Origin of the sequence: Zestomonas carbonaria (assembly GCF_904061905.1) — a bacterium.
GTDB classification, from domain to species: Bacteria; Pseudomonadota; Gammaproteobacteria; order Pseudomonadales; family Pseudomonadaceae; genus Aquipseudomonas; species Aquipseudomonas carbonaria.
The window spans coordinates 180142-202308 of record NZ_CAJFCI010000080.1 but is presented as its reverse complement, the minus strand read 5'-3'; the positions used below and the strand labels follow the sequence as shown (position 1 = coordinate 202308).

21 protein-coding genes are annotated in these 22167 nt (G+C 66.4%); 9 read left to right on the top strand and 12 right to left on the bottom strand.

Annotated elements, in window-relative coordinates:
• Positions 1-119 precede the first annotated feature (119 nt).
• Positions 120-1781 (bottom strand): DEAD/DEAH box helicase, encoded by a 1662-nt coding sequence (locus PSEWESI4_RS21930; RefSeq protein WP_187673343.1) that lies wholly within the window; start codon positions 1779-1781, stop codon positions 120-122.
• 353 nt (positions 1782-2134) lie between these two features.
• On the opposite strand from PSEWESI4_RS21930, the gene PSEWESI4_RS21925 reads away from it, so the two are divergent.
• Positions 2135-2926, top strand: a complete 792-nt coding sequence (locus PSEWESI4_RS21925) for a crotonase/enoyl-CoA hydratase family protein (protein WP_187673342.1) — start codon at positions 2135-2137, stop codon at positions 2924-2926.
• A gap of 79 nt (positions 2927-3005) precedes the next feature.
• Here the strand turns inward: PSEWESI4_RS21925 and PSEWESI4_RS21920 are convergent, their stop codons facing one another.
• A complete protein-coding gene (locus tag PSEWESI4_RS21920; protein WP_187673341.1) occupies positions 3006-5165 on the bottom strand; it encodes a methyl-accepting chemotaxis protein in 2160 nt (719 codons plus the stop codon).
• Between the two features lie 226 nt (positions 5166-5391).
• Positions 5392-6138: a spermidine synthase gene (locus tag PSEWESI4_RS21915; protein ID WP_187673473.1), complete on the bottom strand. Its 747-nt coding sequence runs from the start codon at positions 6136-6138 to the stop codon at positions 5392-5394.
• Positions 6139-6290: 152 nt separating this feature from the next.
• Here PSEWESI4_RS21915 and PSEWESI4_RS21910 point away from each other — a divergent pair, with 152 nt between their 5' ends.
• The 4 genes from PSEWESI4_RS21910 (at position 6291) to PSEWESI4_RS21895 (ending at position 10737) form a co-directional block, all read left to right on the top strand.
• Entirely contained in the window at positions 6291-7628 is a 1338-nt protein-coding gene (locus tag PSEWESI4_RS21910) for a flavin-containing monooxygenase (RefSeq protein ID WP_187673340.1), read from the top strand.
• A complete protein-coding gene (locus tag PSEWESI4_RS21905; protein WP_187673339.1) occupies positions 7625-8410 on the top strand; it encodes an SDR family NAD(P)-dependent oxidoreductase in 786 nt (261 codons plus the stop codon). The genes PSEWESI4_RS21910 and PSEWESI4_RS21905 overlap by 4 nt, the downstream gene beginning before the upstream one ends.
• Before the next feature lie 94 nt (positions 8411-8504).
• Positions 8505-9233, top strand: a complete 729-nt coding sequence (locus PSEWESI4_RS21900; RefSeq protein WP_187673338.1) for a sulfite exporter TauE/SafE family protein — start codon at positions 8505-8507, stop codon at positions 9231-9233.
• 157 nt (positions 9234-9390) lie between these two features.
• A complete protein-coding gene (locus PSEWESI4_RS21895; protein WP_187673337.1) occupies positions 9391-10737 on the top strand; it encodes a class II 3-deoxy-7-phosphoheptulonate synthase in 1347 nt (448 codons plus the stop codon).
• A 369-nt stretch (positions 10738-11106) separates the two neighbouring features.
• Here PSEWESI4_RS21895 and PSEWESI4_RS21890 read toward each other — a convergent pair whose 3' ends face one another.
• Genes PSEWESI4_RS21890 through PSEWESI4_RS21875 form a run of 4 tightly spaced genes read right to left on the bottom strand, consistent with a single transcriptional unit; the run spans position 11107 to position 14020 of the window.
• On the bottom strand, positions 11107-12315 hold the full coding sequence (locus PSEWESI4_RS21890; RefSeq protein WP_187673336.1) for a winged helix-turn-helix domain-containing protein: 1209 nt from the start codon (positions 12313-12315) through the stop codon (positions 11107-11109).
• Between the two features lie 30 nt (positions 12316-12345).
• Positions 12346-13269 carry a DMT family transporter gene (locus tag PSEWESI4_RS21885; RefSeq protein WP_187673335.1) on the bottom strand — a complete coding sequence of 308 codons (924 nt, stop codon included), beginning with the start codon at positions 13267-13269 and terminating at the stop codon, positions 12346-12348.
• Complete coding sequence (locus PSEWESI4_RS21880) at positions 13266-13736, bottom strand: DUF3291 domain-containing protein (RefSeq protein WP_187673334.1); 471 nt, start codon at positions 13734-13736, stop codon at positions 13266-13268. The genes PSEWESI4_RS21885 and PSEWESI4_RS21880 overlap by 4 nt, the downstream gene beginning before the upstream one ends.
• Positions 13737-13786: 50 nt before the next feature.
• Positions 13787-14020, bottom strand: coding sequence for a DUF1127 domain-containing protein (locus tag PSEWESI4_RS21875; protein WP_187673333.1), 234 nt, complete (start codon positions 14018-14020; stop codon positions 13787-13789).
• A gap of 97 nt (positions 14021-14117) precedes the next feature.
• Between PSEWESI4_RS21875 and PSEWESI4_RS21870 the strand changes: the two genes are divergently transcribed.
• The gene (locus PSEWESI4_RS21870) at positions 14118-14972 is read left to right on the top strand and encodes a LysR family transcriptional regulator (RefSeq protein ID WP_187673332.1); all 855 of its coding nucleotides are present in this window, start codon (positions 14118-14120) and stop codon (positions 14970-14972) included.
• A 3-nt stretch (positions 14973-14975) separates the two neighbouring features.
• Here PSEWESI4_RS21870 and PSEWESI4_RS21865 read toward each other — a convergent pair whose 3' ends face one another.
• Entirely contained in the window at positions 14976-15479 is a 504-nt protein-coding gene (locus tag PSEWESI4_RS21865; protein WP_187673331.1) for an RDD family protein, read from the bottom strand.
• A 139-nt stretch (positions 15480-15618) separates the two neighbouring features.
• Between PSEWESI4_RS21865 and PSEWESI4_RS21860 the strand changes: the two genes are divergently transcribed.
• The 3 genes from PSEWESI4_RS21860 to PSEWESI4_RS21850 all read left to right on the top strand — a co-directional run bounded on the left by PSEWESI4_RS21860 (position 15619) and on the right by PSEWESI4_RS21850 (position 17684).
• Positions 15619-16056 carry a MarR family winged helix-turn-helix transcriptional regulator gene (locus PSEWESI4_RS21860; protein WP_187673330.1) on the top strand — a complete coding sequence of 146 codons (438 nt, stop codon included), beginning with the start codon at positions 15619-15621 and terminating at the stop codon, positions 16054-16056.
• Positions 16057-16200: 144 nt separating this feature from the next.
• Positions 16201-16626: an organic hydroperoxide resistance protein gene (locus tag PSEWESI4_RS21855; RefSeq protein WP_187673329.1), complete on the top strand. Its 426-nt coding sequence runs from the start codon at positions 16201-16203 to the stop codon at positions 16624-16626.
• 38 nt (positions 16627-16664) lie between these two features.
• Positions 16665-17684, top strand: a complete 1020-nt coding sequence (locus tag PSEWESI4_RS21850) for an alpha/beta hydrolase (protein ID WP_187673328.1) — start codon at positions 16665-16667, stop codon at positions 17682-17684.
• Between the two features lie 386 nt (positions 17685-18070).
• On the opposite strand, the gene efp is transcribed toward PSEWESI4_RS21850, so the two are convergent.
• The 4 genes from efp to PSEWESI4_RS21830 form a co-directional block, all read right to left on the bottom strand.
• Positions 18071-18637 (bottom strand): elongation factor P, encoded by a 567-nt coding sequence (gene efp, locus PSEWESI4_RS21845; protein ID WP_187673327.1) that lies wholly within the window; start codon positions 18635-18637, stop codon positions 18071-18073.
• A gap of 43 nt (positions 18638-18680) precedes the next feature.
• Positions 18681-19811: an elongation factor P maturation arginine rhamnosyltransferase EarP gene (gene earP, locus PSEWESI4_RS21840; protein ID WP_187673326.1), complete on the bottom strand. Its 1131-nt coding sequence runs from the start codon at positions 19809-19811 to the stop codon at positions 18681-18683.
• Between the two features lie 24 nt (positions 19812-19835).
• Complete coding sequence (locus tag PSEWESI4_RS21835; protein ID WP_187673325.1) at positions 19836-20045, bottom strand: hypothetical protein; 210 nt, start codon at positions 20043-20045, stop codon at positions 19836-19838.
• 63 nt (positions 20046-20108) lie between these two features.
• Positions 20109-22058 (bottom strand): DEAD/DEAH box helicase, encoded by a 1950-nt coding sequence (locus tag PSEWESI4_RS21830; protein ID WP_187673324.1) that lies wholly within the window; start codon positions 22056-22058, stop codon positions 20109-20111.
• Positions 22059-22167: the final 109 nt, after the last annotated feature.

Below are 22167 nucleotides of genomic sequence, written 5' to 3'. Positions count from 1 at the left end.
CACCGTAGCCCGGATGCAATCCGGGAACCGGAGTCGCCTGCCTCCCGGATTGCATCCGGGCTACGGGCCCATAACGAAAAAGCCCCGCACAGGCGGGGCTTCTTCGTATTCGGCGGGGATCAGTCTTCGCGGTAGCGGCGCAGCTTCAGGGCCTTGCCGGCGACGCGAGTGTCCTTGAGCTTGCCGAGCAGGCGCTCCAGGCCCTCTTCCGGCAGCTCGACCAGGCTGAAGGTCTCGCGCACCTGGATGCGGCCGATGGCTTCGCGAGCCAGGCCACCCTCGTTGAGGATGGCGCCGAGCAGGTTGCGCGCAGCGATGCCATCGCGGGTACCCAGCGCGGTACGGCAGCGCACGCGGCCTTCGGCCAGCGGTAGCGGAGCACGACGCTCACGCGGCTCGCGACCTTCGCCGCTGCGCGGAGTACGCTCGCGCGGGGCGCTCGGTACCAGCGGCTGCTCGCGCTCCAGCTCGGCGAGGCTCAGGGTCTGGCCGTGGGTGACCTTGCGCAGCAGCGCGGCGGCAAGGGCACGTGGCTCGCAGCCGAGGTCGGCGATCAGACGGTCGAGCAGTTCGCCATGGCTGGCTTCCGCCTCGCCCACCAGCGGTTTCAGGCTGGCGGTCAGCTTGCGGATCCGCGCATCGAGCACCTGCTGGGGATTGGGCAGGCGCGCTTCGGCGACCTTCTGCCCGGTGACCCGCTCGATCACCTGCAGCATGCGCCGCTCGCGCGGGGTGACCAGCAGCAGCGCGCGGCCTTCGCGACCGGCCCGGCCGGTACGGCCGATGCGGTGCACGTAGGACTCCGGGTCGTACGGCATATCGACGTTGAACACGTGGGTGATGCGCGGTACGTCAAGGCCACGGGCAGCTACGTCGGTGGCGACCACGATGTCCAGGCGGCCGTCCTTGAGCGACTCGATCACCCGTTCGCGCTGGTTCTGGGCGATGTCGCCGTTCAGCGCGGCGACCTTGTAGCCCTTGGCTTCCAGCGCCGAGGTCAGGTCGAGGGTAGCCTGCTTGGTGCGCACGAAGGCGATCAGCGCGTCGAAGTCCTCGACTTCCAGCAGGCGCAGCACCGCCGGAATCTTCTGGTCGGCGTGGATCATCAGGTGCGCCTGGTCGATGGCGGTCACCGTCTGGGTCTTGGCGGCGATCTTGATGTGCTTCGGCTCGCGCAGGTGGCGCTCGGCGATGGCACGGATCGAGGCCGGCAGGGTGGCGGAGAACAGCACGGTCTGGCGGCTCTCCGGCATGGCGTTGAAGATCACTTCGAGGTCGTCCATGAAGCCGAGCTTGAGCATCTCGTCGGCTTCGTCGAGGACCAGGTGGTGAACGGTGGACAGCAGGTTCTCGTCGCGGCGCAGGTGGTCGCACAGGCGGCCGGGGGTGGCGACGATGATCTGCGCGCCGTGGCGGATGGCCTTGAGCTGCGGGCCCATGGGCGCGCCGCCGTAGATGGCGACCACGCTCACGCCGGGCATCTGCTTGGCGTAGGTTTCGAACGCGGTGGCGACCTGCAGGGCCAGCTCGCGGGTCGGCGCCAGCACCAGGGCCTGGGGTTCTTTCTTGGCCGGGTCGATGCGGCAGAGGATCGGCAGCGCGAAGGCCGCGGTCTTGCCGGTGCCGGTCTGCGCCTGGCCGATCATGTCGTGGCCGGCGAGGATCACCGGAATGGCTTGCGCCTGGATCGGCGACGGTTCTTCGTAGCCGGTGGCGATCACCGCCGCAACGATACTGGGAAGAAGGTCGAGCTCGGCGAAGCCGCCGGTTACCTGGGTCATGGGTTTTGCCTCTAAATCCGCAAAGACCCATGCCCAAAAGCTGCGCATGCCTGTGTACGACCCGAGGGTCACCCTGGCAGCCTGATTGGCGGGGATTTGCGAAATGGTGAATGGATGAATCGTCAAGGATAGTCCGCCGGGCGGACACGCTGCCGAAGCGAGGCTTCGGGGGAGATTGCATTACCTCAAACGCGGTCGGAAAAACGACCGGCGCGAACTATACCGGAAAATCCTGACCACGGCGCGAGTTTTTGCGATCCGCTGCCGGACGGTCTTTTTCCGGGGGCTTGGACAAGTCCACCGAAGTCGCGCTATACAGGCGCCATTCTCACCTTGCACAAGGACCCTGCTTCATGACCCAAAGCGCCAGCGGCCGTGTCACCCGCGAAAAACATGGTCACCTGTTCCTGATCGGCCTGGACCGCGCGACCAAGCGCAACGCCTTCGACCTCGACATGTTCAACGACCTGTTCGTGGCCTATGGCGAGTTCGAGCGCGACAGCGAAGCGCGCGTCGCCCTGGTGTTCGCGCACGGTGAGCATTTCACCGGCGGCCTCGACCTGGCCAACATCGGCCCCGCGTTCGCCGCCGGCTGGCAGCCGCCGCAAGATAGCTGCGACCCGTTCGGCGTGTTCGGCGGGCCACGGACGAGCAAGCCGGTGATCGTCGCCGCGCAGGGTTACTGCTTCACCATCGGCATCGAGCTGATGCTCGCCTCCGACGTCTGCCTGTGTTCGAGCAACGCGCGCTTCGCGCAGATGGAAGTGCAACGCGGCATCCTCCCCTTCGGCGGCGCCACCCTGCGCCTGCCCAAGATCGCCGGCTGGGGCAACGCCATGCGCTGGCTGCTCACCGGCGACGAGTTCGACGCCTTCGAAGCCTACCGGCTGGGCCTGGTGCAGGAAGTGCTGGCCTCCGAGGAACTGATGCCCCGCGCCCTGCAACTCGCCGAACGGATCGCCGCCCAGGCGCCGCTCGGCGTGCAGGCCACCCTCGCCTCCGCACGCCAGGCGGTCGCCGAAGGGGAAGCGGCGGCCATCGCCAGCTTCGCCACCCAGGTGCCGGCGCTGATGGCGAGCGAAGATGCGGCCGAAGGCGTACGGGCGATGCTGGAACGCCGGCCAGGAAACTTCAAGGGCCGCTAACCCCATCTCCCCGTAGGGTGGGCTTCAGCCCACCGAGCGGAGCCTGAGCCTGGATTGGTGGGCTGAAGCCCACCCTGCGTCATGCCGAAAGCGCGCTGGAGCTGACGCGGAACTGCCCGACCAGTCGCTGCAACTTGCTCGCCGTGTGCCGCACCGTTTCCGCGCTGCTGTGCAGCACGCCGACGGTCTCGCCCATCTCCCCGGACGCCTGGTCGACGCTGCGAATGCTCTGCCCGTAGTGCAGGCTGCGTTCGTTGAGCTGCTGGATGATCTCGAACATGCGCTCCACCGTCTGGTGCAGGTGCAGGTTCTCCGAAGACGCCTCCTCGGTCATGCGCAGGCCGCTGTCCACGTCCCGCACCCCGCTCTGCATGAAGGCCACCGCCTGCTGGGTCTCGCTCTGCAGGCTCTCGACCATGCCCCGGATATCGGCCGCCGCGCTGGCGGTGCGCGAGGCCAGGGTGCGCACCTCGCCGGCCACCACCGCGAAACCACGACCGTGCTCGCCGGCGCGCGCCGCCTCGATGGCGGCGTTGAGCGCCAGCAGGTTGGTCTGGTTGGTGATGTCGGTGATCAGGCCTACGATGTTGCCGATCTCGCCCATGCGACTATCGAGCAACTGTACGCTGCTAGCCGAACGCGCCACCACGTCGCGGATCGACTGGGTGCCGGCACGCACCACCTCGAAGCGTTCGCGGGCACGCTCGACCACCTCGTCCATGGCCTGCTTCATCTCCTCGGCGGTCATCGACGCCTGCTGGATCTCGCCCAGTTGCTCCTCGACCAGCAGCAACATGCGGTGTACCGCCTCGGTCACTTCCCGGGTGGTCTTGCCGGCCTCGCTGCTGCGGTCGAGCATCGCCTCGTTGGTCTGCCGCACACTCAGCGAGGCCTGGATCACCTGGCCGACGATGCCGTCCAGGTTGTCGATGAAGCTGTTGATCCAGCGCCCCATGTCGCCGGTTTCATCGGACACCAGGCGGCTGCTGTCGAGACGCTGGCGCAGGTTGCCCTCGCCCTCGGCGATGGTACGGATCACCTCGGTCATGCCCACCATCCGCGCGGCGAGGCGCTTCGGCCCGAAGGTGGCGAAGCACCAGGCGCCGAGCAGCAACAGGCCGCCGTCGATCACGTCCAGCGCCCACAGCGGCAGGCCGCTGAAATGCTGGAGCAGGCTGCGGATGACGAACAACGCGCCGACCGTCGCCAGGTAGGCCTTCATCAGGCCGATGCTCAGCGAGCGGCGGCGGTAGACCTCTTCCAGGTCGGCTTCGCACATCATCCCCCAGCGATCCGGCGAGCCGGGAAGCTGGAAGGTCACGCCCTTGCCGATCACCGGGATGTGGCGGTAGTCGGAATAGCCGGGATAGGTGACGAACAGGTTGGAGCCGTTGCGGATGGTCTCGCGCACGCCGGGGTGCAACTGGCCGGTGGCCGGGTCGGTGAAGCGCAGTTCCAGTTCGGTGTGCTCGCGCACGCGCACCACGCCCCAGTCGGTGTGCACGCCGCTCTTCAGGTTCTCGCCATGGCTGAAGGTGTTGTCCTCGAAGCGCGAGCGCGACAGTGCGGTGCCCTGGGCGATGCCACGGTCGAAGCGCGACTCGACCATGAACAGGTAGTTGTCGCCGGACTCCGGGTAGATGTGCCCGGCCTCGCGCTGGATCAGGTCGCCGAGCACGTCGTTGGGCACCCGCCCGCACAGGCAGCCGCGCACTTCGCCATCGACCTCGATCGGCTGGTAGAACATCAGCGTCACCGCATCGTGGAAGCGCGAGCTGGACGGGCCGATGGCGAGGGTCAGCGGATCGGTGTACGGGCCATGCAGGAAAGGCTGCCGGAGCCCCTCGGCGAGCGCCGCCGACGACAGATCGCCGGCACCGACGTGCGCGGCGTGGGTGGAAGCCAGCACCCGGCCGCCGCGCTCGACCACGAACAGCTCGGAGAAATCCGCTGCCTGGCGACGTTTTTCCTGCAAGAGCGTGCCATCGCACTCCGGGAAACCGCTCGCCAGCACGGCGGCCAGCTCGGCCATGTGCTCCCAGTTGGCGCGCGCCCAGTTCTGCAGGATGCGCACGCGGGTCTGGGCGATACCTTCGAAGGTCTTCTCCACCTGGGGATAGATACCGCGATTCAGCCAGCAGGAGCGCGCCATGGCCAGCTTGCCGGTCTTGCCGAACCAGGGCAGCCAGCCGCGCTCGGCGGGCGAAAGGTGCATGGCGGTACTGTGCAGATTGGACATGCGGGGCTCCTTACTACATGACATCAAGGAGCCATCAACCCAGCAATTAACACGCCAGAAAGCGTCTAGCCCGCAGGTTTCGCGAGAGCCAGCGGAAATGCTGCTTCCACCTCGACAGGGAAAAGCACTGAATATCCGGACGTTTCCAAAAAAATCACCCGGATAGTGCAGGCAATCGGGATTTTTATCCGGAATGCACCAGGCAGGTGCACAATGGCGGCGAACGCTATGTCGCGGGGCGCAGCGCGTCGAGCAGCGGTTGCAACGAATAGCCCAATCGCGGCGCCAGCGTCTTCGCCCGCTCGGCCAGCGCGGCGAGGTCCAGCGTCTGCTCCAGGTCGGCCGGCACCAGCAGCACCACGTTGCCCTCCTTCACCGGGATCTCCCAGTAATGGCGATGGAACAGACCACGCAACAGCGCGGCGCCGAGCGGCTTGCCGCCGTCGGTGCCCCACTGGTTGATCACCAGCCAGCCGCCCGGTTCGAGCTTGCGCTGGCAGGCTTCGAGGAAGTTCCAGGCCAGGTGGCCGACGCCCGGCCCGCTGTCGGTGTAGAGGTCGACGAAGATCAGGTCGGCGGCCTCCGCCGTGGGCAGCAGCTCGATGGCGTCGCCGATGCGCAGGGTCAGTCGCGGATCGTCGTCCAGCCCCAGGTACTGCATGGCCAGGCGCGGCACATCGGGGCGCAGCTCGATGGCCTCGATGTCTTCGAGCGCCAGGAACTTCAGGCAGGCCTGGGTCAGGGTGCCGGCGCCCAGGCCGAGGAACAGCGCGCTTTCCGGAGCCGGATGGGCCAGCGCGCCGATCAGCATGGCGCGGGTGTAGTCGTATTCCAGCCAGCTCGGGTCGGCGGTGAACACGCAGCTCTGCTCGATCGCCTCGCCGAACTCGAGGAAGCGGTAGTCGCCCACCTCGACCACGCGGATCACCCCGAAGGCATCGTGCACCTCGGCGAGCAAGCGCTCCTCTTTCAGATCTTCATTGGCCACCGGCCCCCTCCTCCGTAGGCGCGACGTGACATCGCCGACCCGCCGTCCCGTGGTTAACGGCGCCGATTGTCATTGAATCGCCCCATGCCGGTCACGGAATAATTCCTCCATTCCAACAAGACGGTCGAGGTTCCCTCATGTACGCCATCATCGGCGCCGGCCCCATGGGCCTGTGTACTGCCCGGCAACTGAAAAAGCACGGCATTCCCTTCGTCGGTTTCGAGCTGCACAACGACGTCGGCGGCCTGTGGGACATCGACAACCCGCACAGCACCATGTACGACTCGGCGCACCTGATCTCCTCCAAGGGCACCACCGAGTTCAGCGAATTCCCCATGCGCGACGAAGTGGCGCCCTACCCGCACCACAGCGAGATGCGCCGCTACTTCCGCGACTACGCCAGGCACTTCGGCCTCTACGAACACTACCGGTTCGGCACCCGAGTGATTTCGCTCGAGCGCCTGGACAAGGGCTGGCGGCTGACCAGCGAGCACGACGGCGAGCGCCGCGAGTGGCGGTTCGATGGCGTGCTGATCGCCAACGGCACCCTGCACACGCCGAACATGCCGCGCCTGCCCGGCGAGTTCAGCGGCGAGCTTCTGCACTCCAGCGACTACCGCTCGCCGGCGGTGTTCGACGGCAAGCGCGTGCTGGTGGTCGGCTGCGGCAACTCGGCCTGCGACATCGCCGTCGACGCCGTGCACCGCGCCGCTTCGGTCGACCTGTCGGTGCGGCGCGGCTACTACTTCCTGCCCAAGTTCATCCTCGGCAGGCCGACCGATACCTTCGGCGGCGCCATCAAGCTGCCGCGACCGCTCAAGCAGCGCCTCGACGGCCTGCTGGTGCGCGCCCTGGTCGGCAAGCCATCGCAATACGGACTGCCCGACCCGGACTACAAGCTCTACGAATCGCACCCGGTGATGAACTCGCTGGTGCTGCACCACCTCGGCCATGGCGATATCAAGGCGCGCCGCGATGTCGCCGGCATCGACGGCCGGCAAGTGACCTTCAGCGACGGCGAGCGGGCCGAGTACGACCTGATCCTGATGGGCACCGGCTACAAGCTCGACTACCCCTTCATCGACCGCGCCCACCTCAACTGGCCGGAACGCGCCGGGGCGCCGCAGCTCTACCTCAACGTGTTCCACCCGGAATACGACGACCTGTTCATGATGGGCATGGTCGAAGCCTCCGGCCTCGGCTGGCAGGGTCGCGACGAGCAGGCCGAACTGGTCGCCCTGTATATCCGCCAGCTCCAGGCCGGCAGCGCGGCCGCCAGGCAATTCCAGGCGCTGAAACGCGAGCGGGTGGGCATTCGCCTCGATGGCGGCTACCACTACCTCGACCTCGAACGGATGGCCTACTACGTGCACAAGGACAGCTACCGCGCCAGCATCAGGCAGCACAGCGACGAGCTGCGCCAGGGCCTCTCCGCCCAGCCCGCCGCGCCGGCGCAAGCGGTCGCTCAGCAATGACCGTCACCCTGATCACCGGGGCCGCCAACGGCCTCGGCTGGGAACTGGCGCGCGCCTGCCATGCCCGAGGCGACCACCTGCTGCTCACCGATATCGACGCGGAGACCTTGCAGGCGCGCTGCGCCGAACTGGGCGCCGAGCGCGTGCAGGCACTGCCCGGCGACATCACCGACGGCGAACTGCACCAGCGCTTGCTGGAAGCCTGCCGTGAACGCTTCGGCCGCCTCGACCTGCTGATCAACAACGCCGGCATCACCCACCGCTCGCCCGCCACCCGCACCGACCCGGCGGTGTTCCGCAAGGTCATGGCAGTGGACTACCAGGCGCCGGCGGAACTGACCCTCGCCGCGCTGCCGCTACTCCGCGAAAGCCGTGGCCAGGTGGTCGCCATCGGCTCGATGGCCGGCTGGATGCCGGTGCTCGGCCGTGCCGGCTACTGCGCGGCGAAAAGCGCACTGGGGCAGTTCTTCGAAGTGCTGCGCGCCGAACTGGCGCTGGACGGCGTCCGTCTGCTGCTGGTCTACCCGAGCTTCCTCGACACCAGCATCGAACGCCACGCCCTGGGCGCCGACGGCCGACCCGCCGGCCATGCCCGCTCGACCATCGGCAAGGTGCGCGACGCAGGCTGGATGGCCGGGCTGACTCTCCACGCGGCGGAAAAGAACCGCGAACGCCTGTTCCCGGATCGCGGAAGCTGGCTCGCCAGTCTGCTCTGGCGTCTCGCTCCAAGCCTTTATTACCGTAAAATGAGCCAGCGCTTCGCCGGCGAACTGCCTCGTTGACCCCAAGTCGCCCGCGAAGCTCTTTCTCGACCGAAGAATCTAGAGCGGAGGACTGAAACTCCCCCTTCGCGCCGACAAGAACAAGGAAGATTTCATGATCGACCCCTGGCTCTGGCTGGGTGCCTGCATCTTCGTCGCCTACACCCTGGAAGCCATGACCGGTTTCGGCAGCGTGGTGATCGCCCTGTCGCTGGGCGCCCTGCTGCTGCCGATCAAGGACATGCTGCCGGTGCTGGTGGCGCTGAACATCTGCATGAGCGGCTACCTGACCTGGAAGCTGCGCGCGCTGATCGACCGCCGCCTGCTGTTCGCCCTGATCCTCCCGGGCATGCTGGCCGGCACCCTGCTCGGCTTCGCCCTCGCCCCCTGGCTCGACGACGCCGCTCTGAAGCAGGGCTTCGGCGTGCTGATCGTCTGGTTCGCCCTGCGCGAACTGCTGCGCATGGGCCAGGGCAAGCCGGTCGGGCGCACGCCGCGCTGGATGACCCGCCTGCAGATCGGCGCCGCCGGCATCAGCCACGGCCTGTTCGCCTCCGGCGGGCCGCTGCTGGTCTACGCGCTGGCCAGCACCGAACTGGACAAGGCCCGCCTGCGAGCCACCCTGGTATGCGTGTGGTTCAGCCTGAACAGCCTGCTGACCCTGGGCTTCCTGGCCAAGGGCAGCCTGCAACCCGCGCTGCCGCATATCGCCAGCTACCTGCCGCTGCTCGGCATCGGCGTGCTGCTCGGCGAGCGCCTGCATCACCGGGTACAGGAACAGCATTTCCGCATCGGCATCTACGTACTGCTGTGCGTGACCGGCGCCCTGCTGACACTACGCTGAACCACTTCCCGTAGGGTGGGCTTCAGCCCACCAGGAAGATCGACGGCACAAGCCTTTCCCCTCGATACAGCCTGGCTATCGGGGCGATCGACAGCCAGCCCGGCCGGCAATCGGTTACCATGCGGTCATCTAGCGAACCTGTCGAATCGAGCCCGTGATGAGCCAACCCTGGAGCCCCGAAAGCTGGAGAAGCAAGCCGATCCAGCAACAACCCGTCTACCCCGACACCGCCCGCCTCGCCGAGGTCGAACAGACCCTGGCCGGCTTCCCGCCGCTGGTGTTCGCCGGCGAAGCGCGCGAGCTGCGCCGCCAGTTCTCCGAGGTCACCCAGGGCCGCGCCTTCCTGCTGCAGGGCGGTGACTGCGCCGAAAGCTTCCTCGAATTCAGCGCGGCGAAGATCCGCGACACCTTCAAGGTGCTGCTGCAGATGGCGGTGGTGATGACCTTCGCTGCCGGCTGCCCGGTGGTGAAGGTCGGGCGCATGGCCGGGCAGTTCGCCAAGCCGCGCTCCTCCGGCGAGGAAACCATCGGCGACGTCACCCTGCCCGCCTATCGCGGCGACATCGTCAACGGCATCGGCTTCGACGCCGCCAGCCGAGTACCCGATCCGGGCCGCCTGCTGCAGGCCTACCACCAGGCCACCGCGACCCTCAACCTGCTGCGCGCCTTCGCCCAGGGCGGCTTCGCCGACCTGCACGAGGTGCACAAGTGGAACCTCGACTTCATCGCCAACTCGGCGCTCGCCGAGCGCTACAGCCAACTCGCCGATCGCATCGACGAAACCCTGGCGTTCATGCGCGCCTGCGGCCTGGACACCGCGCCGCAACTGCGCGAGGTGAGCTTCTTCACCGCCCACGAGGCGCTGCTGCTCAACTACGAGGAAGCCTTCGTGCGCCGCGACAGCCTCACCGGCGACTGGTACGACTGCTCGGCGCACATGCTGTGGATCGGCGACCGCACCCGCCAACTGGACGGCGCGCACGTCGAGTTCCTGCGCGGCGTCGGCAACCCGATCGGCGTCAAGGTCGGCCCGAGCATGGACCCGGACGAGCTGATCCGCCTGATCGACATCCTCAACCCGGACAACGACCCCGGCCGCCTCAACCTGATCGTGCGCATGGGCGCCGACAAGGTCGAAGCCAACTTCCCGCGCCTGCTGCGCAAGGTGAAGCAGGAAGGCAAGCAGGTGCTGTGGAGTTCCGACCCCATGCACGGCAACACCATCAAGGCGTCGAGCGGCTACAAGACCCGCGACTTCGCCCAGATACTGCGTGAAGTGCGGCAGTTCTTCGACGTGCACCAGGCCGAGGGCACCTACGCCGGCGGCATCCATATCGAAATGACCGGCCAGAACGTCACCGAATGCATCGGCGGCGCGCGACCGATCACCGAGGACGCGCTTTCCGACCGCTACCACACCCACTGCGACCCGCGCATGAACGCCGACCAGTCCCTGGAACTGGCCTTCATGATTGCGGAGACATTGAAGCAGGTGCGACGTTGATGCTTGTGGTTTGGGGGTAGGTCGGGAGAGCTCCGTAGCCCGGATGCAATCTGGGAGCGGGCTGGAGGTTCATCGTATGGCGAACCTCGGCCCCTCACCCCAGCCCTCTCCCGAAGGGAGAGGGGGCTATCCGTGCGAGCTGGTGGGTGCTGTGGCCCGAATGAAATCCGGAGCGCTGGTTCAGGCTTCTCCAGTCCTCACTCGGGAATGCATGGGTGATGTGGGGCGCAGAACTGGTCCCCTCTCCCTTCGGGAGAGGGGCTGACTATCAGGCACTCTCTCCTCTATTGCCGCCTCCCCCGTAGAGTAAGAAAGGGGTAACGAACTCCGAAGCACCAAGCCAGCCATCCTCCCCAGGCTTCATCCTGGCTACAACACCCCCCTCAACCGCACACCACCAACCCGCGTGCAGTTCAGTTGGATATGCGCCAGCCCCAGCCAGTCCGCCAACTTGCGCAACTGGACAGCCAGGGCATGCAGCCCCTCCTCGTCCAACCCTCGTTGTTCCTCGTGCACGGCATGCACCGCCAGGCGGCTGTGGGCGCGTTCGGCGCGCAGGTCGATTCGCGCGGCCAGTCGTTCATGGTGCAGGAAGGGCAGCACGTAGTAGCCGTACACCCGCTTGTGTTCCGGGGTGTAGATCTCCAGGCGATAACGGAAGTCGAACAGACGCTCGGTGCGGTCGCGGTCCCAGACCAGCGAGTCGAAGGGCGACAACAAGGCGCTGGCCTCGATGCGCCGCTGTGTCTTCGGCTCGCCGGGGCAATAGGCCGGTTTGTCCCATCCCTGCACCCGCAGTTCCAGCAGGTCGCCGTTCTCCACCAGTTCGGCCAGGCGCGCGCGGCAGTCGGCCGGGGTGAAGCGGTAGTAGTCGCGCAGGTCCTTCTCGGTCGCCACGCCCAACGCCGTGGCGGCGCGTAGCAACAGCCCGCGCTGCGCCTCCGCCTCGTCCAGTTCGAGGGCGAGCAGTTCGGCGGGGATCACCCGCTCGGGCAGGTCGTAGAGGCGTTCGAAACCGCGCCGGCCAGCCACCGTCACCTCGCCGGCGGCGAACAGCCATTCCAGCGCGTGCTTCTCCTCGCTCCAGTCCCACCAGGGACCGGCGCGCTCCTCACGGGTGCTCAGGCTGCCAGCGCCGAGGGCGCCCTGCTCACGCACCGCCTGGAGGACGCGCTGGATCACGTCCTGGCGCTCACGACCGAAGCGCGCCAACTGGCCGTAGATGCCTTCGCCCCTGGCCGCCCGGCACATGCGCCAGCGCATCAGCGGGTACAGATCGAGCGGCAGCAGCGAGGCTTCGTGGCCCCAGTATTCGAACAGCTTGCGGCTGCGCTTCGGGCCCCAGGCGATCCGCTCCAGCAGAGGCTGCGGATAGTCGCCAAGGCGTGAGAACACCGGCAGGTAGTGCGAACGCACCAGTGCGTTGACCGAGTCGATCTGCACCACGCCGAGACGCTCGATGGTCTGCGCGACATGCCCGGCCTTGATCGCCGCGCGCGGTGTGCGGGCGCCGAAGCCCTGGGCGCTCAGGGCCTGGCGGCGGGCCTGTTGCAGGGAAATGGATTCAGCCCTGGGCATGTCTAACTCCTGTTGACGAAGCCCTCAACCCTAGATGCGTATCAACCGCTCGCGCAACCATCCATGACTGCTGACCAGGGTGATCCCCAGCAGCACCAGCAAGGAGCCGGCGATGAAGTTCAGGCTCAATGGCTCGTCGAGGATCAGCACGCCGAAGGTCACACCGAACAACGGCGTCATGAACGAGAACACCGCCATGTTCGAGGCCAGGTAACGGCGCAGCAGCCAGAACCAGGTCAGGTAGCTGAGGAAAGACACCACCACGCCCTGCATCAGCACACTGCCGATGCTGATCGGCGTCCAGCGCAGCGGCCCGAGTTGACCGACCGCCGCCGCATACCCCAGCAACAGCAGGAAGGCGATGAAGAGCTGGTAGAACAGGGTCAAGGTCGGCGGCGCTTCCGACAGTTTCGAAGCCCGCACCACTACCGTGGTCGCGCCCCAGGACATGCCGGCCAGCAGGCCGAGCGCGTCGCCGAGCAGCATGCGCGTATCGAGCTCGTCCAGCGACAGGCCGCCACCGAACGCCGTCGCGACACCCGCGAAGCACAAGGCGATTCCCAGCCATTGCAGCGCATGCAGCCGCTCGCTGGGCAACAGCAGGTGCAGCCCCAGGGCGGAGAAGATCGGCGCGGTATAGAGGAATACCGCCATGTGCGAAGCCGAGGTGTAGTGCAGGCCACGGGCGATGAAGAAGAACTCCAGGGCGAACAGCGCGCCGGCCAGCACCCCGGCCCGCCAAGTGCAGCCCAGCCAGCCGCGCGCCGCGCGCTGCCAGAGCATCAGCAGGCCCACCAGCAATGCGGCGATGCCCGAGCGCAGGGCCACCTGCATCAGCGGGGCGATGTCGTCGGCCGCCAGCTTGATCGCCACCTGCTGCATGCCCCAGATGGCGCACAGCAACAGCATCAGTTGGAACAGGAAGGCATCGGCGCCTTTGCGCTGGGCGCTCATGCCGACACCGGCTGGTCTTGCGGTTCAGGATAGGGCTTGGCGAAGGTGAAGGCTTCCGGCGACGGTCCCTGCCGTTCGAGCAGGTGCAGGGCGGCCTTGGCCGATTCGAGGGTGGGAATTTCGCCGGCGGGAATCCACCACAACGCCAGGGCCGGCGTGGACAGCTTGTCCATCCAGGCGCCACGGTTGCGCAGCACGCGCAGGTGCTCGCCGGAATAGACGAAGGTCTTCAGCGCCTCGAACGACTCCCATACCGACATGTTGACGATGATCAGCGGGTCGTCGAACGCCTGGATCGAGGTGGCATCGCCCTCCTCCGTCTGCAACCGCCAGACGAAGCCGGGGCTCCGCTCGGCCAGTGCGTTGACGGCGTCGAGCTGGTCGACGAAATCCTTCAGCAGTGGGTGGTCCAGGGGCTCGCGGGTGCGAGCGATATTGATCTGTGCCAGGTGGTATTTCCGGGTCATGTTCCTTCCTTGTGGGACGGGCATCCGGCGCCAGATGCCCGCTGCTGCTTTCAACGCTCGAGCGGATCATCCCAGAATGACCGCTCGCTTTCCTCCAGGATGTCGGCGCGGCTCAGGCCGATATCTTTCAGGATCTCGTCGCTGAGTGATGCCAGTTGCCGACGCTGGTGAGCCAGTTCGCGCCAGCGCCGCACTTTCAGGCCGATCGCTCGCCACCAGTTGCGCCCTTCTGGTTGCTGCCTGCTCGAAGGCAGGGTTCCGACAAAACCGAGTTGACCTTTCATCGCATCGCCCTCCATGTGGGGATGGCGCTAGTCTCTCGCCGGGATTAGGATCAATCCAACGAATGTTTCTGATGCGGTACATCTCGGAGATTGATGAATGGCAGCCTATCCCAGTATCGATACCGAACTGCTGCGTACCTTCGTCGCCATTGCCGACTACGGCGGCTTCACCCGCGCGGCCGACGCCGTGAACCGCACCCAGTCGGCGGTGAGCATGCAGATGAAGCGGCTGGAAGAAGACGTGCTGCAACGCCCGGTGTTCGAGCGCGACGGCCGCCAGGTGCGGCTCACCCCGGAAGGCCAGGTGCTGCTCGGCTACGCGCGGCGCATCCTCAAGCTGCACGGCGAGGTGCTCAACACCCTGCGCGAACCGCACATGGTCGGCGCGGTGCGCATCGGCACGCCGGACGACTACGTGATGCGCTTCCTGCCCGGCATCCTTTCGCGCTTTGCGCAGAGCTTTCCGCTGATCCAGGTGGAAGTGCACTGCGAGCCTTCCTACCAGTTGCTGCAACGCCACGACCTCGACCTGACCATCGTCACCCGCGAGCCGGGCAAGGAGATCGGCCAGTTGCTGCGCCAGGAACACATCGTCTGGGCCGAGGCCCAGGGCTTCAGCCCCCACGAACAGGAGCCGTTGCCACTGGCCATGTTCAACACGGAATGTTTCTGCCGCGACTGGGCCTGCAACGCGCTGGACGCCATGGAGCGCGAGTACCGCATTGCCTACACCAGCCCCAGCCTGGCGGCGATCATGGCGGTGGTCAGCGCCGGCCTGGCGGTCACCGCGCAATTGCAGAGCCTGATCCCCTCGGACATGCGCATCATCGGCGAGGCCGAAGGGCTGCCACGCATGCCGATGGCGAGCATCGTGCTGGTACGCAACCCGCACAGTCAGTCGCAGGTCACCGAAACTCTCGCCGAGCACATCGCCGAGGGCTTCCGGATCTGAACCTCAGCCGCGCGACACCACCCGTGTGCCGGCGACCAGGTCGTGCAGGCAGCGGCGGTCGCCGCGGAAGATGAACAGGTAGTTGACCAGCAGCAACAGCAGGCCGACGAAGGGGATGTAGACCGCCAGGGTCCAGATCAGGTAGCGCTTCAGGTACATCGGCAGCAAGGGCGGGATATTGCCGTCCTGGTCGACGATGGCGATCTTCAGCAGGCGCTTGCCGACGGTCTGGCCGTATTGCTTGAGCAGGTGCCCATTGACCAGCAGGAAGGCGCCGACGCCGAGCACCAGGCCCAGCATCTGTTCGGCGAACCCCGGCTCCTTCCCTTCCAGCACGCCGTCGTAGAAGCCGACGAAATAGAGCAGCGGCACGGTGATCAGGCTGAGGATCAGGCTGTCGATCATCACCGCGCCCAGGCGCGAGCCGCGCGAGGCGAGCGGGGATTCCCCGGTCTCCGGTTGCAGATCGGCCACGGGGGTCTGGTAGGGGTTTTCGGCTTGGCTCATGAAGCGCTCCTTGCTTGTGGATTGGCCAGGCGAGAGTGCACGAGAGCCGGCGGCTCAGGCAAGTGCGCGCCTCACAGTACCTTTGCACACAATTGTCATGCGCGCTAAATTGCATCCAGATCACATTCCGGAGACCGCCATGACCTGCGAACAACTGCGCCTGGACAACCAGCTCTGCTTCGCCCTCTATTCCACCTCGCTGGCCATGACCAAGGTCTACAAGCCACTGCTGCAGGCCCTCAACCTCACCTACCCGCAATACCTGGCCATGCTGGTGCTGTGGGAGAACGACGGCCTCACCGTCGGCGAACTCAGCCAGCGCCTGCTCACCGATCCCGGATCGGTCACCCCGCTGCTCAAGCGCCTGGAGGCCGAAGGCCTGCTCAAGCGCACCCGCAGCAGCAGCGACGAGCGCGTGGTCGAGCTGCGCCTGACCGAGAAAGGCCGCGCCCTGCAACAGCAGGCAGAGTTGGTGCCGGGCTGCATCCTCAAGGCCACCGGCCAGTCCACGGACGAACTCCAGGCCCTCAAGCAGGAACTCGTCGAGCTGCGCGCCAGGCTGCAACAGGCGATCTAGACGCTTATTCCTGCCTGATGGCTCGCTTATAGCGAAACTCTCCAAAAAATATCTTGCGCGCAAAACAAAACATGACTAACTTCTGCCTCACGCACTTACTTAGCGCGCAAAAATTTAATAGACAAACATATTGGAGATACCACCATGCAAGCCATCAAAGCCCTCTACACCGCCACTGCAACCGCCACCGGCGGCCGTGACGGCCGCGCGATTTCCTCCGACGGCTACCTGGACGTGAAGCTGACCACCCCGCGCGAACTCGGTGGCCAGGGCGGCGAAGCAACCAACCCGGAACAACTGTTCGCCGCCGGCTACTCGGCCTGCTTCATCGGCGCCCTGAAGTTCGTCGCCAGCCAGAAGAAACAAGCCTTCCCGGCTGACGCCTCGATCACCGGCAAGGTCGGCATCGGCCAGATCCCCGGCGGTTTCGGCCTGGAAGTGGAACTGAACATCAGCCTGCCGGGCATCGACCGCGCCGTCGCCGAAGACCTGGTCGCCGCGGCCCACCAGGTCTGCCCCTACTCCAACGCCACCCGCGGCAACATCGACGTTCGCCTGAACGTCATCTGAGCCTCCGCCCCAGCCACAACATTCACGAGGAACCCGACATGAAACCGTTCAGCACCCTGATCACCGGCAGCCTGCTCGCCCTGTCCATCGGCACCGCCTTCGCCGCCGGCAGCCCCGGCGTCGAGCGCAATACCCAGGCCTTCCTCGAAGCCCTGGAAGCCGGCGGCGGCAAGCCGCTGGAAACCCTCTCGCCGAAAGATGCCCGCGCCGTACTGGTGGGCGCCCAGGACTCGGTGAAGGTCGATCTCTCCGGCATCAGCGTCTCGGAAAAGACCATCCAGGCCGATGGCCAGGCGATCCCGCTGACCATCGTCCGCCCCGAGGGCGTCACGGGTGAACTGCCGGTCTTCATGTTCTTCCACGGTGGTGGCTGGGTGCTGGGCGACTATCCCACCCACGCCCGGCTGATCCGCGACCTGGTGGTCAACTCCGGCGCGGCGGCGGTCTACGTCGGCTACACGCCGTCGCCGGAAGCCAAGTATCCGGTGGCGATCAACCAGGCCTACGCCGCGACCAAATGGGTGGCCGAGCACGGCAAGGAAATCGGCGTGGACGGCTCGCGCCTGGCGGTGGCCGGCAACAGCGTCGGCGGCAACATGGCCGCGGTGGTCAGCCTGATGGCCAAGGACAAGGGCACGCCGAAGCTGCGCTACCAGCTGCTGCTGTGGCCGGTGACCGACGCCAGCTTCGATAACGGCTCCTACCGGCAGTTCGCCGAGGGTCACTTCCTCACCCGCAACATGATGAAGTGGTTCTGGGACAGCTACACCACTGACCTGAAACAGCGCGCCGAGATCTACGCCTCGCCGCTGCGGGCCACCACCGAGCAGCTCAAGGGCCTGCCGCCGACACTGGTGCAGACCGCCGAGTTCGACGTGCTGCGCGACGAAGGCGAAGCCTACGCCCGCAAGCTGGACGCGGCCGGGGTGGAAGTCACCGCCGTGCGCTACAACGGCATGATCCACGACTACGGCCTGCTCAACGTGGTCAACGAAGTCCCGGCGGTACGCACGGCCATGCGCCAGGCCGGCGAGGAGCTGAAGAAGCACCTGCAGTAAGCCCTCAACAACGAAAGAGCCCGGCAATGCCGGGCTTTTTCATGCGCGCGATACGGGCGGAGGGAGATGGTGATTGGACTCCCGCGCTCGCGGGAATGACGGAGTTTGGGGGAACGCACTCTGCCTCCCCCCGTCATCCCAGAGAACACGCTCCAGCCGTAGGATGGGTGAAACCCATCGACCTCGGTCATGATGGGTTACACCCATCCTACGTAGAGGTCCGGTGTCTGGGCGAAGCGGTAACGGGTACCCGGAAGCTCATTGGATTCCCGCGAATGCGGGGACCCAGAAGACACGCTCGGCCGTAGGATGGGTGCAACCCATCACTCCACGGAAACGAAAAAGCCCGGCATCTGCCGGGCTTTTCCTTGTCCGCGAAACGCGAATCAGGCCTTGACGCGGGCCTTGTACTCGCCGGTGCGGGTGTCGATCTCGATGAAGTCGCCGATTTCGCAGAATTCGGAAACCTTCAGCTCGGAACCGTTGTTCAGGCGGGCGGTTTTCATCACCTTGCCCGAGGTGTCGCCGCGCACGGCCGGCTCGGTGTAGGCGATCTGGCGGACGATGGTGGTCGGCAGTTCGACGGAGATCACCTTGTCGTTGTAGAACACGGCTTCGCAGACGTCCTGCATGCCGTCTTCGATGAAGGCCATCACGCTTTCCAGATCGTCTTTCTCGATCTCGTACTGGTTGAACTCGTTGTCCATGAACACGTACAGCGGATCGGCGAAGTAGGAGTAGGTCACTTCCTTGCGCTCGAGGATCACCGGCTCCAGCTTGTCGTCGGCCTTGTATACGGTCTCGGTGGCGGAACCATTGAGCAGGTTCTTCAGCTTCATCTTGACCACGGCACTGTTGCGGCCGGACTTGTTGAACTCGGCCTTCTGGATGACCCAGGGCGCGCCATTGATGATGGCCACTTGGCCGGCACGGAACTCTTGTGCGGTTTTCATACGGATATCCGTTTTGGATGAGTGACAAAAAACAGGCCGCATATCATAGCCGAGTTGTACAAAACTGCACCAGCTTTGCCGCCAGGTCGCCCCGCGCGGCCCACTGCCGGGCCCAGTGTTCGGCATGCCGGGAGAGCGCCGGCCAGGCCCGTTGCACCGCCGGCCAGGCCGGCGCCAGCGCCTCGCCGGCATTCCAGGCGCGCCAGAACGCGCTCAGCGCGGCCGCCGCGTCGGCGTCCAGGTCCGCCAGGTAGAGATCGAGGAACGCCTCCAGCTTCGCCCAGTGGGCGCCCTCTTCCTGCTGGTAGATGTGCCAGAGCAGCGGCCGCGCGGCCCATTGCGCGCGCAGGAAGGAGTCCTCGCCGCGCACCACGTTGAAATCGCAGCACCACAGCAGGCGGTCGTAGTCGTCCTGCTCCACGAACGGCAGCACATGGATGCCCAGCGCGCCGCGCTGGTGGCAATCGCCCGCGCGCAGCCCATCCGTGCCGAGCCAGGTCTCGATATCGCCGAGAACCCGCCCTTCCGGCACCAGCAACTGGGTCGCCTCCGCCTCTTCGCTCAACCTCTGCAACCAGCCACCCAGCGCCGGGTTCTCGTAGCTGAACAACGAGATCAGCCGGGCATCGGGCCGACGCTGCACGCCCAGGCCGAGCAGGAACGCCGCCTGCGCCTGCCGGTCGGCCTGGAAGACCTGGCGCGTGGCCGGCAGGTCCCGTTCGCGCAGCAGGCCGCCGGTGTCGTCGCCGAAGCCGGGGAAGAAGAAGTACTTGGACAGGCCGTTGGACTGCGGCGACGCCAGGCCGTGGCAGCCCGCCACCCAGTCCTCGGCGCTGAGGTATTCCAGGTTCAGCCACAGGCTGCCGGGCCGCAGGGCCATCGCCTCGACATAGGCCGGCGGCAGGTGGCAGGCGAAGGCTTCGATCACCACGTCGGCCGGCTCGACCGGCCGCCAGTCCCGGTGCCAGGCACGGACCTCCACGCCCTGCCGCCACTGGCTGTCGGCCTGCGCATCGGCGTCCGGGCATAGCCGCACGAAGGCGCGCAGGTCGTCCACCCACAGACGCACCGCCTGGCCGTGCTCGGCGACCAGTTGCCGCGCCAGGCGCCAGGTCACGCCGATATCACCGTAGTTGTCGACGACGCTGCAGAAGATGTCCCAAGTGTTTTTCATGGATGGCCAGGCAAAAGACAGCAGTTACATAGAAGACAGCGCGAACCAGCCCCAGGCCATCAGCGCCAGCCAGGCCAGGGTCGCGGCCAGCAACACCTTCGCCCAGCGGTGGCGGCGAAACCACCAGCCAAGCCCCAGCAGGGCCGCCAGCGGCACGGCGGAGTAAGGCAGGAGCAGCAGCGTCCACACCAGCGCAAGACTCAGGGCGAACCACAGGCCCTCGACGATGTTCATGGCGCTCCGACCGGCCATTCGAAGCCAGGCACCATACCGCCGCGCTCCATCGAACTCCAGACCTCACGGCCGGCGCGCGCGCTCCACCAGCAACTGCGTCGCGCCCTGGGTCTTGCGGGTGAACCAGAGCACCCGGCTCACGCCCCGGGTAATCGCCACGTACGCCAGGCGCAGGCTCTCGTCCCGCATCGCCTGGTCGTAGCTGTTGCGGAAGAATCCCGAGTAAGCGTAGAGCGCATTGCGCAGCGGGTGCTTTTCCGGTGGCGCGCAGTCGTCGATGATGATCGCCACCTCGGCCTGCAAGCCCTTGGCGCGATGGATGGTGTAGGCCCTGACCGGCAACTGCTTGTCCAGTTGCGCCTGGATGGCCTGCAAGGGCTCGTTGCGCCGGCTCAGCACCAGCACCGCGTTACGGTCGGCCAGCTTGCGGCTGGCGACGTGTTCGCACTGGGCGCGGATTTCCGCGATCAGCTCCGGCAGGCGGGCCTTCAGGTCGAAACGCTGCACCACCTTGACGCCGTGATCCCCGGCCTGCATCGCCTTGTACGCCTTGCTGGTCTTGGCCTGCTTGTACTCGACGCCGGCGAGCACCGCCTCGCCATCGCGGATCACCGGCTCGATGGAGCGGTAGTTGGTCTCCAGCATGAGCACCGCGCTTTTCTTCGCGCGGCCCTTGCCGGGGAAATACTTGTCGAAGTCCATGAACAGCTCGGGGGAGCTGCCGCGCCAGCCGTAGATCGACTGCCAGTCGTCGCCGATGGCCATCAGGCTGACCGCCTGCCCCTGGCGCGCCAACGCCCGGTGGACGGCCTGCAGCCACTGGACGATCTGCGGGGAAATGTCCTGGAACTCATCGATCAGCAAATGGCTGAAAGGCGCCAGGGCGCGGAGTGCGATCCCCTCCCCGCCGCCGGCGAGCATCTGGCCGAGTCGCTGGAACGCCGCATTGAAGGTCATCATCCCCTGCTCCCGCAGGCGCTCCTCGAAACGCTTCCAGAACGGCACCAGGGCCTCGACGAACTGCCGCTCGCGGGTCGAACAGGACAACGCCCCGGCCTGCAACTGGTCGACACGGATGCCGATGCTTTCCATGAACCCCGCCTGCACGTAGAAGGCCTCGAACAACGGCAAGGGCGTGAACTCCCCGGCCAACTGAAAGCCATCCAGCGGCGCCCTGGGCACCCGCGTGCGCTTGCCTTCGCCGTCGCTGGCCGGCAGCGGCGGCAGCCCCAGCAAGGCGTGCACCCGCTCGCGAAAGCCCTCCTCCCGGGCGTAGCAATCCTGGTAGACCTGCTTCAGCAGACGCTGCTGGGCCGGGCGCAGGCGCGCGGCGGTCAGCGGGTTGTCCGGTTCCTTGTCCCCGGTGCCCGGTTCGTCCAATTGCTCGAACCAGACCGGGTTGTCCAGCACCTCCTTGGCCAGCACGCCCATGGACGAATGGAACGTGCGCACGCATTGCCGGGCCTGGGCGGCGTCGAAGGGGTACTTCCAGAACCCCAGGACCTTGATCAGTTGCTCGCGCAATTGCGCGCAGGAGGCGTTGGTGAAGGAAATCACCGTCAGCCGGCCAGGTTCGATGCCCATGTGGCAGAGCATGAACACCACCCGCAGCACCAGCGTGGTGGACTTCCCCGACCCCGCCCCGGCGAAGATCCGGGTGACCGGGTGGCGCCCCAGGATCATCGCCCACTGCTCATCCGAGGGAGCGCTGATCACCCCGGCGGCGACGGCCTCGGCCACGCGCTCGCGCATCGCCTTGACCTGCTGTTCGTCGACCGGCAACTGCGCGGGACTGTAGATGCCTTCGCTGGCCGACTTGCTCCGGGAACCGGAAGGTTTCTTCGCGCCGGGCGTCCGTGGCTTGCCGGTGGCCGCCTTCTTCCCCCGCACCTTGGACTTCTTCTGCAACAGGCCCGCCTCGCGCTCGGCGCGCAGATAGGCCGTGGTCCGTGGGAAATAACGCGCCAATGCGCCGGAGAGAAGCAGTTTGTAGCGCTTGACGGCAGACAGCATCCCGCGATTTCCATCCTGGGCAGAAGATATGCCTTTGAATGATAAGTGCTTTTGGCGGGCGACTGGTAAACGGCCCGAGGAACGGGCAAGGCTTGCGCTCGGTCGGCGC